The sequence below is a fragment of the Streptomyces jumonjinensis genome (genome assembly GCF_009600885.1).
Classification (GTDB): Bacteria; Actinomycetota; Actinomycetes; order Streptomycetales; family Streptomycetaceae; genus Streptomyces; species Streptomyces jumonjinensis.
The window spans coordinates 13,256-27,032 of record NZ_VCLA01000150.1 but is presented as its reverse complement, the minus strand read 5'-3'; the positions used below and the strand labels follow the sequence as shown (position 1 = coordinate 27,032).

13 protein-coding genes are annotated in these 13,777 nt (G+C 70.7%); 9 read left to right on the top strand and 4 right to left on the bottom strand.

Annotated elements, in window-relative coordinates:
- Positions 1-229 precede the first annotated feature (229 nt).
- The 5 genes from FF041_RS18825 to FF041_RS18805 all read left to right on the top strand — a co-directional run bounded on the left by FF041_RS18825 (position 230) and on the right by FF041_RS18805 (position 6,115).
- On the top strand, positions 230-1,240 hold the full coding sequence (locus FF041_RS18825) for a polyprenyl synthetase family protein (protein ID WP_323392118.1): 1,011 nt from the start codon (positions 230-232) through the stop codon (positions 1,238-1,240).
- Between the two features lie 206 nt (positions 1,241-1,446).
- Entirely contained in the window at positions 1,447-2,460 is a 1,014-nt protein-coding gene (locus FF041_RS18820) for a CHRD domain-containing protein (RefSeq protein WP_153523897.1), read from the top strand.
- Positions 2,461-2,781: 321 nt separating this feature from the next.
- On the top strand, positions 2,782-4,047 hold the full coding sequence (locus tag FF041_RS18815; protein ID WP_153523896.1) for a LolA family protein: 1,266 nt from the start codon (positions 2,782-2,784) through the stop codon (positions 4,045-4,047).
- 192 nt (positions 4,048-4,239) lie between these two features.
- Positions 4,240-5,184, top strand: a complete 945-nt coding sequence (locus FF041_RS18810) for an ABC transporter ATP-binding protein (protein WP_153523895.1) — start codon at positions 4,240-4,242, stop codon at positions 5,182-5,184.
- On the top strand, positions 5,171-6,115 hold the full coding sequence (locus FF041_RS18805; protein ID WP_153523894.1) for an ABC transporter permease: 945 nt from the start codon (positions 5,171-5,173) through the stop codon (positions 6,113-6,115). The genes FF041_RS18810 and FF041_RS18805 overlap by 14 nt, the downstream gene beginning before the upstream one ends.
- Positions 6,116-6,187: 72 nt before the next feature.
- Here the strand turns inward: FF041_RS18805 and FF041_RS18800 are convergent, their stop codons facing one another.
- Entirely contained in the window at positions 6,188-6,376 is a 189-nt protein-coding gene (locus FF041_RS18800) for a DUF397 domain-containing protein (protein ID WP_323392116.1), read from the bottom strand.
- A 66-nt stretch (positions 6,377-6,442) separates the two neighbouring features.
- Here FF041_RS18800 and tgmA point away from each other — a divergent pair, with 66 nt between their 5' ends.
- Genes tgmA through tgmC form a run of 3 tightly spaced genes read left to right on the top strand, consistent with a single transcriptional unit; the run spans position 6,443 to position 8,864 of the window.
- Entirely contained in the window at positions 6,443-6,715 is a 273-nt protein-coding gene (gene tgmA, locus FF041_RS18795) for a putative ATP-grasp-modified RiPP (protein ID WP_228388374.1), read from the top strand.
- Between the two features lie 2 nt (positions 6,716-6,717).
- Positions 6,718-7,674, top strand: coding sequence for an ATP-grasp ribosomal peptide maturase (gene tgmB, locus FF041_RS18790; protein WP_323392115.1), 957 nt, complete (start codon positions 6,718-6,720; stop codon positions 7,672-7,674).
- A complete protein-coding gene (gene tgmC / locus FF041_RS18785; RefSeq protein ID WP_153523891.1) occupies positions 7,671-8,864 on the top strand; it encodes an ATP-grasp peptide maturase system methyltransferase in 1,194 nt (397 codons plus the stop codon). Before tgmB ends, tgmC begins: the two co-directional genes overlap by 4 nt.
- A gap of 114 nt (positions 8,865-8,978) precedes the next feature.
- On the opposite strand, the gene FF041_RS18780 is transcribed toward tgmC, so the two are convergent.
- Entirely contained in the window at positions 8,979-10,331 is a 1,353-nt protein-coding gene (locus FF041_RS18780) for a M28 family metallopeptidase (protein ID WP_153523890.1), read from the bottom strand.
- A gap of 558 nt (positions 10,332-10,889) precedes the next feature.
- Between FF041_RS18780 and FF041_RS18775 the strand changes: the two genes are divergently transcribed.
- Complete coding sequence (locus tag FF041_RS18775; RefSeq protein ID WP_153523889.1) at positions 10,890-11,351, top strand: DUF6401 family natural product biosynthesis protein; 462 nt, start codon at positions 10,890-10,892, stop codon at positions 11,349-11,351.
- Positions 11,352-11,425: 74 nt separating this feature from the next.
- On the opposite strand, the gene FF041_RS18770 is transcribed toward FF041_RS18775, so the two are convergent.
- Entirely contained in the window at positions 11,426-12,265 is an 840-nt protein-coding gene (locus FF041_RS18770; protein ID WP_153523888.1) for a mechanosensitive ion channel family protein, read from the bottom strand.
- 149 nt (positions 12,266-12,414) lie between these two features.
- Positions 12,415-13,422 carry an EamA family transporter RarD gene (gene rarD / locus FF041_RS18765; RefSeq protein ID WP_407698172.1) on the bottom strand — a complete coding sequence of 336 codons (1,008 nt, stop codon included), beginning with the start codon at positions 13,420-13,422 and terminating at the stop codon, positions 12,415-12,417.
- Positions 13,423-13,777: the final 355 nt, after the last annotated feature.

The window sequence follows — 13,777 nt, the reverse complement described above, 5'->3', positions numbered from 1 at the left end:
TGCACGTGGGTGCGCCCCTGTCGCCGAGCCGTCGCCGGGTCTGTCGCATCACCCGGTTACCGATATCGGCAAAAAGGCTCACTTCTGGTCGTATGTGCTGATCACGAACATACCGGCGGCGGCGGGAAGGCGCTCATGGTGATCGAAAGGCGACCGGATACGCTGACTTGAGTGAATCCGGAGACACATCGACAATCCGTGTGATTATCAGCAGACAGGAGACCACCTCGTGACCGTCGTCGGGCCGTTCGGGCTGAGCGTGCGGGACCAGGCTCTTGAGGCCGATGTCCAGAACGGACTGTCAGCCGTGGAGGCGGGTCTGCTCGATGCCACCAAGAGCGAGGTCCCCTTCATCACGGGGGCCGCGCAGCATCTGGTGCGGGCCGGAGGCAAGCGGTTCAGGCCGCTGCTGGTGATGCTGGCCGCCCAGTTCGGCGACCCTTACGCCCCCGGTGTGGTGCCCTCGGCCGTGGTGGTGGAGCTGACCCATCTCGCGACGCTGTACCACGACGATGTGATGGACGAGGCGGAGGTGCGGCGCGGCGTGGCCAGCGCCAACGCCCGCTGGGGCAACTCCGTGGCCGTGCTGACCGGCGACTTCCTCTTCGCCCGCGCCTCCCACATCCTGGCCGACCTCGGCCCGGAGGCGGTGCGGATCCAGGCCGAGGCGTTCGAGCGGCTGGTCACCGGGCAGATCCTGGAGACGGCGGGGCCGCGCGACGGACGCGATCCGGTGGACCACTACCTCGATGTCATCGGGGGGAAGACGGGCTCGCTGATCGCCGTCTCGGGCCGGTTCGGCGCGATGATGTCGGGCGCCGACGAGGGCGTCGTGGACATCCTCACCCAGTACGGGGAGCGGCTCGGCGTGGCCTTCCAGCTCGCCGACGACGTGCTCGACATCGCCAGCGACTCCCATGAGTCGGGCAAGACGCCCGGCACGGATCTGCGCGAGGGCATTCCGACCCTGCCGGTGCTCCGGCTGCGGGCGCGGGCGGAGGCGCTGGGGCTGCCCGAGGACCAGGAGCTGGTCGCGCTGCTCGACGGGGATCTGACGGACGACGCCCGGCACGCCGAGGTGCTGCGCCGGCTGCGTGCGCATCCGGCGCTGGAGCAGGCCCGCCGCGACACCGTGCGGTACGCGGAGGAGGCGCGGTCGACCCTCGCGCCGCTGCCCGAGTGTTACGCGAAGGCGGCTCTGGAGGAGCTGTGCGACGCGGTGGTGCACCGCGCGGGCTGAGCGCGCCGTTCCGCCGGGGTGACGGCGACCGCCGTCCCTCTTCTGGGTGGTCTGGACCGGGGTACTGCGCTGACCTGGCCGTATTCACCTCTCGTCGCTGTGACGCAGGTCACTTTCCTGGATTGAGTCCAGACTCGGATCCGCTCCGTACTCATGCCCGGAAGCCGACGCACAGGGCGTTGGCGAAGGTACGGGGAGTTTTCCTGATGAAGCGCACCAAGACCATCCTTATCGGTGCCACCGCCGTCGTCGCCGCGGCCGGTGTGGGCCTCGCCGTACTGCCCGCCTTCGCCGCCGACGGCAAGGGCGCGGACGCCCACGCGGGGCACGCGGCGGGCGCCCCCGTCGTCTCCCTCCAGGGCGCCGGCTCGGGCGGTACGGCCAAGGCCGCCGCCTCGTACTTCGTGGCGAGCCTCAACGGCGCCAACGAGGTTCAGGCGCCGGGCGGGCCCGCGGTCGGCGACGCCGACGGTCTGGCGCTCCAGTTCGTGAAGGTGCAGGGGGACAAGGTCTCGGTCGCCGTGAAGTTCCGCGGCACCGCCAAGCCGACCGCGCTCCATATCCACCCGGGCGCGCGGGGCGCCAACGGCGGAGTCAAGATCGACTTCACCGGGCTGCTGGCCACGGGCTCAGGGCAGCTCGACGGCTGGACCGGCAAGGTCACCGGCGCGGTCAAGGTCAAGGACAAGGCGCTGCTCGCCGCGTTCAAGAAGGACCCGAACGGTTTCTACGCCAATCTGCACACCGCGCAGTTCCCGGGCGGGGCCGTGCGCGGCCAGTTCCACAAGGTGACCACCGCCATCGCCTTCGACAAGGCGCTCAGCAGTTTCCAGGCGTCCGTGGTCAAGGGCAAGCAGATCTACGAGTGCAAGCGGGTGGGCGGCAAGCTCTCCTTCCAGCAGCGCGATGTCAGCGCGGTGCTGGGCGGCAGGATCGCGCACTCCTTCACCGCCCCCGGCTCGGGTACGCCGCAGTGGATCGCCCCCGACCACAGCGCGGTCACCGCCTCCCTGATCAGCAAGACGCCCAACGGGGACGAGAACATCGCCGAACTGGACCTCAAGGCCAAGCAGTCCGGCAACCGGAAGGGGCAGCTCGCCAAGGTCCGGGAGATCCTGCGGCTGAACACGGTCGGCGGCGTCGCCCCTGCCGGCAGCTGCTACAAGGGCGCGGTCGTCGGCGTCCCGTACGGCGCCGACTACGTCTTCATCCAGAAGTAGTACCGCCTGCCCGCCCGGCCCGAGGGCCGCGCACACTCCGCCGGTGCGGCGTCTCCCCCTACTGGACGGGGGAGACGCCGCACCGTTCCGTCATCCTCCAGCAGTACGACAAGTTGCTCCCGGGGGCGGACGCCTGGACGCCGCGATTTTGGTCAGATGGATACCACGGCACAACGGCGCCGCTGAACGACCGCATCACCGCACCACCGAACGAGCGCATCACCGCATCACCGCTTTCGAGCGTCACTGCTTCTCAGCGCCACCGCAGTTCTTCGCTCTGGGCACCACCGCTTCTGACCGACCACGGAGGTAGGGCACACCATGGCTTCACACGAGAGCGCGCAGAACACCGACGAGAGCCAGGACCTCTCACCGGCCCGCCGCAGAGCAGCGCGCTACTTCGTCCCGGTCGCGGTGGCCGGCATCGCCGCGGCGACCATCGGGCTGGTCCCGGCGCTCGCCGCCTCCGGCGACCCGGATCTGCCCGAGATCAGCGCACAGGAGCTCATCGCGAAGATCGCCGCCTCGGAGACCGAGCAGCTCTCCGGCACGGTCAAGATCAGCACGGATCTCGGGCTTCCGTCCATCGCCGCGCTCGCGGACAACTATCTGCCCGGCCCCGGAGAGGGCGGCCGGGGGGGCTCGTCCGCCGCTCCTGAGGACAAGCTGACGCAGCTGGCGACCGGGACGCACACCCTGCGGGTGGCTTTCGACGGCCCCGAGCGCCAGAAGATCTCGGTCCTGGAGGAGAGTGCGGAGTACAGCATGATCCACAACGAGGGCGAGATCTGGGCGTACGACAGCGCCTCCAACGAGGCGATGCACACCGAGAAGCCGGGCGGGAAGAGCGGCGACGGCGCGGCGGCGAAGCGGGCGAAGCCGCTGTCGATCACGCCCCAGGAGTTCGCCGAGCAGGCGCTGAAGGCGGCCGGCCCCTCCACCTCGGTGACCGTCGACGGCACCGCGCAGGTGGCCGGGCGGGACGCGTACCAGCTCGCCGTCAAGCCACGGCAGAGCGGTTCGACGATCGGCTCGATCAAGATCGCGGTGGACTCCGAGACGGGCACGCCGCTGAAATTCTCGGTCAACCCGAGCAGCGGCGGCAAGGCCGCGATCGACGTGGGCTTCACCAAGGTCGACTTCTCCAAGCCGTCCTCGGCGCTCTTCGAGTTCACCCCGCCGAAGGGCACGAAGGTCACCGAGGCCGATGAGTCGGCGAAGGGCGAGGGCGAGCCGAGCAAGCAGGACCTCAAGGAGCTGGAGAAGGAGCTGGAGAACGAGTTCGGCGGCTTCCCGGGCGGTGGGCTGAACGTCATCGGCAAGGACTGGACCTCCATCGCGAAGTTCGGCACAGGCGCTGGTGAGGGCGGCTCGGAGAAGGGCGCTGCGGGCGCTGAGGGCGACGGCGCGGCGGCCGGGGCCATGGGCATCCTCGGCGGGCTGGGCGACCCGGTCAGCGGCGACTTCGGCTCGGGCACGGTCTTCGAGACCCGTCTGATCAACGCCCTGATGACGGACGACGGCCAGGTCTACGTCGGTGCCGTGACCAAGGACGCGCTGGTGAAGGCCGCGAACGCGGACAAGTGACCGACCCGGCGGGCTCGTTCGGGTGACCGCACACGAGCCCGGACGAGCCCGCCGGACAGCACATGCGCCGACCGCCCCGCCGTACGCTGCGTACGGCGGGGCGGACTGTTTGCCGCGGGGGAGCAGCCGGGGGCAGGGCCGGGGGCCGGGAGACGGGAGCGCCGGGGACGATGAAGGAGACGGGAACGGGATATGACCACCGTGATCGAGACCCACGGTCTCACCAAGCGCTACCGCGGCGGTCAGCTCGCCGTCGACCGGCTCGACCTCACCGTCCCCGTGGGCAGTGTCTTCGGTTTCCTCGGCCCCAACGGTTCGGGTAAGACCACCACCATCCGGATGCTGATGGGCCTCATCGAGCCGACCGCCGGAAGCGCCAGGGTCCTCGGCGAGCCCGTGCCGCGCGCCCTGCGCACCGTACTGCCGAGGGTGGGGGCGCTGATCGAGGGACCGGCGCTCTACGGATTCCTCAGCGGCCGGGACAATCTGACGCGGTACGACTGCGCCGACCCGACCGCCGACCCCCGCACCCGCGCGGCCCGGGTCACCGCCGCCCTCGACCGGGTGGGCCTCACCCCGGCGGCGGGCAAGAAGGCCAAGGCGTACTCGCTGGGCATGAAGCAGCGCCTCGGGCTCGCCGCCGCCCTGCTCCAGCCGCGCGGACTCCTCGTACTGGACGAGCCCACCAACGGCCTCGATCCCCAGGGCATGCGGGAGATCCGCTCCTTGATACGCGAGCTGGCGGCGGACGGCACCACGGTCTTCCTCTCCTCCCATCTGCTCGACGAGATCGAGCAGGTCTGCACCCATGCGGCGGTGATGGCCCAGGGGCGGCTGCTGACCCAGGGCCCGGTGGCCGAGCTCGCGGCCCGCGCCCGGGGCCGGCTCGCCGTCGTCACCCCCGACACCGGGGACGCGGCCCGGCTGCTCAAGGAGCTGGGCGTCACCGGGGTGAGCGTCGACGCGGCGGGCGGCCGGGTGACCGGCGATCCGCCGGGCGAGGAGGCGGAGCTGTCCGGGTTCAACGCCGCGCTGGTGAACGGCGGCGTACGGGTACGGGGGTTCGGGATCGAGCGGGCGTCGCTGGAGGACGCCTTCGTCGAGCTGACGGGGGAGGGTTTCGATGTCGCGGGCTGAGACTGAGCGGCGGACGGGGGACGACGATCGCGCGCCGGAGGGTCCGGGACTCCTCCGCCGCGCGCCCGGAGGGCCAGGGCGCTTCCACCGGGTGCTCGGGGGGCCGGGGCTCTTCCGCTCCGAGCTGATCATCACCGTCCGGCGCTGGCGGACCCTCGCCCTGCTCGGGGTGCTGGCGGCCGTACCGGTGCTGATCGGCATCGCCGTGAAGATACAGACCGGCGACGACGGCACGGCGGACGACGGCCACGGCGGCGAGGGACCCGCCTTCATCACCCAGGTCACCAACAACGGGCTCTTCCTGGTCTTCGCCGCGCTCGCGGCGACCCTGCCCGTCTTTCTCCCCATGGTCGTCGGGGTGGTCGCGGGCGACGCCATCGCGGGCGAGGCGAGCGCCGGAACCCTGCGCTATCTGCTGGTCGCACCGGCCGGGCGGACCCGGCTGCTGCTCGTCAAATACGCCACGACGCTGGTCTTCTGTCTGCTCGCGACCCTGACGGTCGCGGTGTCGGCGCTCGCCACCGGGGCGCTGCTCTTCCCGCTCGGGGACGTCACCACCATCTCGGGCACCAGGATCTCCTTCGGGGAGGGGCTGCTGAGGGCGGGGCTGATCTCGATGGTGGTCGCCGCGTCACTGGCGGGCCTCGCGGCGCTCGGGCTGTTCGTCTCCACCCTGACCGGCAGCGGGGTCGCGGCGATGGCGACGACGGTCGGGCTGCTGATCACGGTGCAGATCCTGGGCGCGATCCCGCAGCTGGAAGCGGTCCATCCGTATCTCTTCCCGCACTACTGGATGTCGTTCTCGGATCTGCTGAGGGAGCCGCTGTACTGGGACGAGGTGGGACGGAACCTCGGGCTCCAGGCTGTGTACGCGGCGGTGTTCGGGTCGGCGGCCTGGGCGTGCTTCACCTCGAAGGACATCACCGCCTAGAGGCGCCCGCCCCGGGGATGACTGCATGCGTGTGCGGTGGGCGCACACGCACGCAGTCTGTGTGGGGCTCGACTAGATGTCGCTGGACCGGGCGAGGGCGACCAAGCCCGTCCACGCCGAGGGAGACACCGTGAGGACCGGGCCGTTCGGGCGCTTGCTGTCCCGGACGGGGACGACGCCGGTAGCGGTGGGATTGGCGGCGGCCTCCACGCAGTCGCCGCCGTTGGAGGAGGCGTGTGCGTGATGGCCGGAAACGGTCACTGCTGGTATCCAGAGGAACCACGCATGAGGAGAATGCAGCGACCGTTCTTCTCTCGGAGGAGCAGCATGGATCAGATGGTGCCCTGGGGGCTGACCCGCATGGAACCGTATCCGACGCTCGGGAAGCCCACGGGGAGGGTGGTCGGGCTGGACCCTGAGACGCAGACGACGATCTACGAGGACGCGGCCGGTCGGCGGCTGGAGATGGGAAAGCACTCGACTCACCGTGGAGTCGAGACGGACACCACGACCAACCCCGGTGACGGGGCCGGCCCAGATGCCATGGACGAGGACGCGGACCAGCGGTCCGAACAGGACGAAGCCCAGGACGGCGCCTGAGAGTGAGCACGCATCGTCCGGTAGTGGTGCTCACGGGGCTGAACGACCCCACGTCGGACTATGTCATCCGCGAACTGAACGACAGGGGTGTTCCCGTAGCCCGGTTCGATTCGGGCACGGACCCGGTGACGTTCTCCGCGTTCGCGGCACCCGGTCAGCCGTGGACTGGCCCCCTGACCACGGAGCACCGCGCACTCGACCTCCGCGATGTCCGCGCGGTCTACCACCGGCGGCCGTCCCTGTTCACCGCGCCGGACCACCTGGACGCCCAGCAGCGAACCTTCGTCACTGCGCACGCCCGCCACGGCCTGGGAGGCGTGCTCGGCGCACTGGACTGCCTGTACGTGAACCATCCCCACCGCAACCTGGCCGCCGAGTTCAAGCCGCGACAGATCGCCGAAGCCGCCCGCGCCGGACTGGCCGTCCCGCCCACTCTGATCACGAACGATCCCAGTGCGGCTAGAGCTTTCGCCAAGGAGCACGGCCCCGTTGTCTTTAAGCCGCTGCGTTCCACCACCTATGTGGAGGACGGCGAGCGTCGCACCATCTGGGTGCGGGCGGTCGATCCTGAGGAGATCGACGACCGGGTGTCGGCCTGCCCGCACCTGTTCCAGCAGGCCGTGGACAAGGTGGCGGATGTTCGGGTCGCGGTCGTCGGCGACCAGGCGTTCGCCAGTCGCGTCGCCGTGGACGGTGATCATCTGGATTGGCGCTGGGACTACGAGCGGATCTCCTTCAGCCCCGTCGAAGTCCCTGCCGATGTCCGGACCCGCATCCTGAGGTTCATGAACGCGCTGGGTCTGGTCTTCGGGGCGTTCGACTTCGGGCTCGGCCAGGATGGCCGCTGGTGGATGTACGAATGCAACCCGAACGGCCAGTGGGCCTTCGTGGATCCCCCGACCCGTATCGCCATCGCCTCCGCCATCGCCGATGCGCTGGAGAAGGGATCCCCGACATGACCGCTCCCACTGACGGCGGCCCCGCTGCCCACCTGCGCGAGCAGCTGGCCGACCGATTGCAGGGCGTCGGTCTGCGCTCGGTTGCCTGGCGGGCGGCCGTCACAGCGGTGCCCCGGGAGAGCTTCGTCCCCGACGGGTTCTTCCGCCGGGGCAACAGCCCTCGGGGCACTGTGTGGACCCCGGTTACGCCCGTCACCGAAGGCCGCGAAGCCTGGCTGGAGGAGGTCTACGCCGACGAGACTCTGGTCACCCAGCTCGACGGCGGTGTGCACCCCGGCGACGTGGACGGCCCGGTTCCCGGGTCCCCGACCTCTTCGTCCACCCTCCCGAGCCTCGTCGTTCGAATGCTGGAGGACCTGGACCCGAAGGACGGCGACCACGTTCTGGAGATCGGCACGGGAACCGGCTACTCCACAGCCCTGATGTGCCACCGCCTCGGCAGCGACCACGTCACCTCGATCGAGTACGACCCGGCCGCTGCCGCCCGCGCTCGTACAGCGATCACCACGGCCGGATACACCCCCCGGCTGATTCAGGGCGACGGCCTGCTCGGCGACCCGAACGGTGCCCCATACGACCATCTGATCGCCACCTGCTCGGTCCGCACCATCCCCGACGCCTGGCTGCGCCAGGTCAGGCTCGGGGGCACCATCCTGACCACGCTGTCCGGCTGGCTCTACGGCTCCGGCCTCGTCCACCTCACCGTCGGAGAGAACGGCACGGCCGAGGGCACCTTCCTGCCCGGCACGGTGTCCTTCATGATCGCCCGGCCCCAGGCCGCGCCCGATCTCGGCGATGTTTCCGACCTGCTGAAGCAACCCGCCGACGAGCGTCCGGCCCGCCACGGCCCGGAGGTGCTGAGGGACTGGGTGCCGCTGTTCCTTGCCCAGCTCGCCGCCCCCGGGGCCCAGTATCTGGGGACGAGGGTGGCCGGGGGCCCCCGACTGATCCACGCCATCGACATCCGCGACGGCTCCTTCGCCACCCTCGTACCCGATGACCTCGGCGGCACATTCCGCGTAGACCAGGGCGGCCCCACACGGCTCTGGGACGACATCGAGGCCGCCATCGACGTGTGGCAGGCGGCTGGATCCCCGCCGCAGACCGCTTTCACCCTCGGTCTCTCCGCCGCCGGGCAGCGGGTGTGGCTAGACACCCCGGACCGTCCGAGCTGGGTCCTGCCCACCTGACAGTGAGGATGTAGATGGCACCGCTCGGGGCTCTGACCAGTCAGCGAAATGGCTGGCAGAGCCCCTTTTACCGACCGTCTGGGCCGGGGGTGGCGGAGAAGGGTCCGGGTCGGCTCAGAAGGTGAGCTTCCAGCTGTCGATGTAGCCGGTGTCCTGGGACGCCACATCCTGGACGCGGAGCTTCCAGTCGCCGTTCGCGGGCTCGCTGGAGGCGTCCACGGTGAAGGTGTCGATGACGTTGTCGGCCGAGTCGTTGCTGCTGGAGTTCTTCAGGCGGTACGCGGTTCCGTCCGGTGCCACCAGATCGGCCACCACATCGCCGCGCCAGGTGTGTTTGACGTCCACCGCGACCGGGAGCGCGGCGGGCGCGTTGCCGGTGCGGCCCGAGACGGTCACCGTGGAGGTCACGGCCGGGCCGTTGTCGGGGATGGCGACGTCGGCGGCGTTCTCGTACACATCACCGGGCGGGTTGGTCGCGCCGGTGCCCAGCGTCCAGATGGCGTGGGCGATGGCGTCGCTGTTGCGGTCCAGCGCGGTGTCGTTGATGTTCGCCGTGGTGTCGCACGACGAGTGGTAGCAGCGGTCGAAGGCCTGACCGGAGGTGCCGCCCCACTTCTGGGCCTGCGCGGCGGTCTTCGTCCGGCCCGCTCCGGTGAACAGCCCGCCCACGGCTATGCCCACGTTCTTGAACGAGGCGTGGTCGGAGCGGCCGTCGCCCTCGGTCTCGATCTCGGTGGGGACGCCGAGTCCGGAGAAGTAGCTCTTGAAGACGGCTTCGAGCGCCGCGTTGTCGTCGTAGACGAAGTAACCGGGGTTCGGTGAGCCGATCATGTCGAAGTTGAGATAGCCGGAGATCTTCGCGCGCTCGGCGGCGGGGAGGTTGTTGACGTAGTACCGCGACCCGATCAGACCCAGCTCTTCCGCTCCCCACCAGGCGAACCGCAGATGCTTTGTGGTCTGGAGCTGGGCGCGGGAGACGGCGAGCGCGGTCTCCAGTACGCCGGCGGAGCCCGAGCCGTTGTCGTTGATCCCCGCGCCGGTGGTGACGGAGTCGAGGTGCGCGCCCGCCATCAGGACCTGGTTCGGATCGCCGCCCGGCCAGTCGGCGGTCAGGTTGTAGCCGATGGCGCCGCCGGAGGTGAACTGCTGCACCGTCGTGGTGAACCCGGCCGCGTCCAGCTTGGCCTTCACATAGTCGATGGACGCCTTGTAGCCGGGACGGCCATGGGCGCGGTTGCCGCCGTTGGCCGTGGCGATCGACTGGAGCTGGGTGAGATGCGCCTTGACGTTGGCGAGCGGTATGTCGGGCGCGGCGAGGGCCTGCGCGGTACTCGTCCACGCGCTGTTCGACGGAGCGGCAGGGGCGGCGGAGGACGCCGCGCCCGCTGATGGGGCGGCGGCGCCGAGCAGCCCGGCGAGGGCTATGACGGCCGCCGCGGCCGTGCGTCTGGGGGCGGAGAGCTTCATCGGGGCTCCGAATTCCGTACGGGGGCAGGACGGAACGTGCGAGACGCCCCGGAACGGCGGGTTCCAGGGCGTTGGAGCTGTGGCGCTGAGCGTTCGGGCGCTTGAGGGGCGCTCGCTGGACGGCCGCCTCCACCGCGTCCGGAGAGACGGAGTGCGGCCGGAGCGAAGGGAGCTGGTGCGGTGGTGCGCTGAGTGGCGCGGTGTGCGCCCTGAGAGTTCAGCGAGAGTTCGACATACCGTCAAGGGCGGAAACCGGTCAGTTGTGTTCGCATAAAGGACGGTGCCGGGCTGCGGGTGCCCAAGGGGTAGCTGTGGAGTACTTGTGGACGGCCGGTGATTTCCGGTACCGGAGCCTTCCGCGGAGCCCTTTCAACGGTGGACGGCGGGGCTCATGCCCTTACCGTCGAGGGCGGGCGGTGTCCGGATGTCGGACGGCGCTGTGATCCGGCCATGCTGCGTTCAGTAGCCGCCACCCGCCCCTCTCCGCGCACGGGCGGCCGGGCGCGTGCGACCAACGTCACGCCGGTGGGGCGGTCTCCGGGCGCTTACCGTTGTCCGATGGACATTTCGCCCACAGATGGATCAGGCGGACCAGACGGATCAGATGGATCGGACGGACCTGGGGCCGACTGTCCGCTGGTGGGCGTGGTCGCGGCCTATCTGCCCCGGCTCTCGGAGTTCTCCTTCGACCCGGGGCTCATCGCCGCCGTCGACCAGCACGCCGCGGCCGTACGCGACGCACTGCTCCCGGAACCCCGCCGGGGCGGCGTATCGGGGCTCGGGGACGGCGGGCTCGGCGGGCCGGGGTTCCGGGGCGACGGGTCCGGGCTTCGTGGCGGCGGGCCGCGGGGCCTCCGCTTCGCTCCCGTGCGCAGGGCGGATCTGGCGGACTATGTGCTCGGCTTCACCGACTGGCTGGCGGAGACGGAGTGGATCGAGCCGGTGGGCCATGACTTCGCCACATTGCGGCTGACCGCCGTCTGCTGGCTGATCCGCGAACACGATCTGCTCGCGGGCTGAGGTCCGGGAGGCCCCGGGAGATCCGGAACGCACTGCGGCCCGGGACCGCTCGGGTCCCGGGCCGCCGCGTGAGCTCACATCGGGTCGATGTTCTCGCGGCCCTCGGGCCCCTGATCCGTGCGGCCGGGCCGGCGGCGCTCACGCCTCGCGCCGGTGGTGCGGCTGCCCGCGCCGGGCTGCCCGGCCTGGGCGTCCGCCCGGCCGCGCTGGTAGGCGCTGATGCTGTCCCGCGCGCCCGCGGACTCCTCCTCCGCCCGCGACAGCCAGCGCTCCCACCGCTGGCGCATCGGGCCGATCAGACCGCCGCCGACGCCCACGATCACCACACCCGCGATCGTGGCCAGCACGGCGGCGAGCAGCGGGCCGGTGATCGCGGTGGCGATCCCGGCCTGGCCGAGCGCCGCGATCACCCCCAGCGCGACGATGAACGCCCAGACCGCGGTGGCCAGGAACCTGCCGTACGAGACCCCGCCCAGCGCCGCCAGCACGATGTCGCGCGCCGCGCGGGCGATGGCCATCGCGACCACCACGATCACCAGGGCGACGATCGCCCTGGGCAGCCAGGCCACCACCGCGGTGATCATGGCGCTGATCGGGTTGGGGCCGAAGGCCCCGAAGGCCAGTTGGAGGACGATCAGCAGCAGACCGTAGTAGATGACCTTGGTGAGGATGCCGGTCGCGTCGTATTTCGACCCCCGGAGCGCGTTCGCGGTTCCGCTGCGCTCGGCGAGCCGCTCGAAGCCGACCTTGCGCAGCACCCGGTCCACGACCCGGGCTATCAGCTTCGCGATGAACCAGCCGATGACCAGGATGACCAGGAAGGCGACGAACTTGGGGATGAACCGGACCACCGCGGACCACGCGTCGGTGAAGCCCTGACCGAAGTCCACAGAGAGGGCGAGAGGCTGTGGCATGACGCACTCACTCCGTCCGCTGGCGGGCGCCCGCTGACCGGGGCCTGGACTTCGGTCCTAACACCGGGCGCGGGGGTGCGGCCTGCGCCCGGCCCCGGGCGTAGGCCGGTGGAGTGGAAAATCGGGGTACGCCGCCGGGCGGCGGTCTCTCAGCCCGTGGGTTCGGCGGGGCTCCGCACGGCCCGGGGCGACGGTGCCGGGGCGAGGGCGTCCGCGTCTGTGCCCGTGCCCGCGCCGGTCGGCGGAACCGCCGTGGCCCCTGGAACCGCTGCCGCCCCTGGAGCCGCCGCTGTCCCGCCGGAGCGCCGCAGCGCCTCCGCGCGGGACCGGGACCGGCGGGCCGCCCGGATCGCGTCCCAGGTCAGACAGATCAGCGCCAGCCAGACCAGCGCGAAGCCGGCCCATCGCTCGGCGGGCATGGCCTCCCGGTAGTACAGAACGCCCAGCAGGAACTGGAACACCGGGGCCAGATACTGGAGCAGCCCCAGGGTGGACAGCGGCACCCTGATCGCCGCCGCGCCGAAGCAGACCAGCGGCACCGCCGTCACCAGGCCCGTCGCGGCCAGCAGCAGCGCGTGCCCGAGCCCCTCGGAGCCGAAGCTCGACTCGCCCCGTACGCCCAGCCACACCAGAAAGCCGAGCGCGGGCAGAAACAGGATCGCGGTCTCCGCGGCCAGGGATTCGAGACCCCCGATGTTGATCTTCTTCTTGGCCAGCCCATAGGTCGCGAACGAGAAGGCCAGCACCAGCGAGATCCATGGCGGCTCCCCGTTCCCGATCGCCAGTACCAGCACCGCGACGAGAGCCGTCCCCACGGCCGCCCACTGCGCGGGCCGCAGCCGTTCCTTCAGCAGCAGCACCCCCATCGCGATGGTGACCAGCGGATTGATGAAGTAGCCGAGCGACGCCTCGACCACCCGGCCGTCGTTGACGGCCCAGATGTAGACGCCCCAGTTGACGGTGATCACCACTGCGGCGACCGCGATCAGCGCGAGTCTGCGGGGGGTGCGTATCAGCTCCCGTATCCACGCCCACCGCTTCAGCGCGAGCAGCGCGAGGCCGACGACCACCAGCGACCAGGCCATCCGGTGGGCGAGGATCTCCAGCGCGCCCGCCGGTTCGAGCAGCGGCCAGAAGAGCGGGACCAGGCCCCACATGCCGTAGGCGCCGACCCCGTAGAGCAGTCCCGCCCGCTGTTCACCGTCGTTCGACTTCACTGGACCTCCCGCTGGCCGTCATCCCGTCGAAGGTACGCGTCGCCGGACCGGGATGTCATGCATGAACCGGCATACGGTCATGACGGTACGGGGGTGTGGTGAGCGGGGCCCGGACCGGGCCGGGCGGACTTCCTCGATCCGTCCACGTAACCCCCGTAGCCGGTCGGCCATGGAGGGTGGAGGCCGTCTCGACGCGCGGCCGGTCGGCGGAGGCCGTTCGGTACGCGCGGCCGGTCGGCGGAGGCGCCTTTCGCGGGAAGAGCGCCTCCGCCGACCGGCCCTCGCGGGTCAGCCC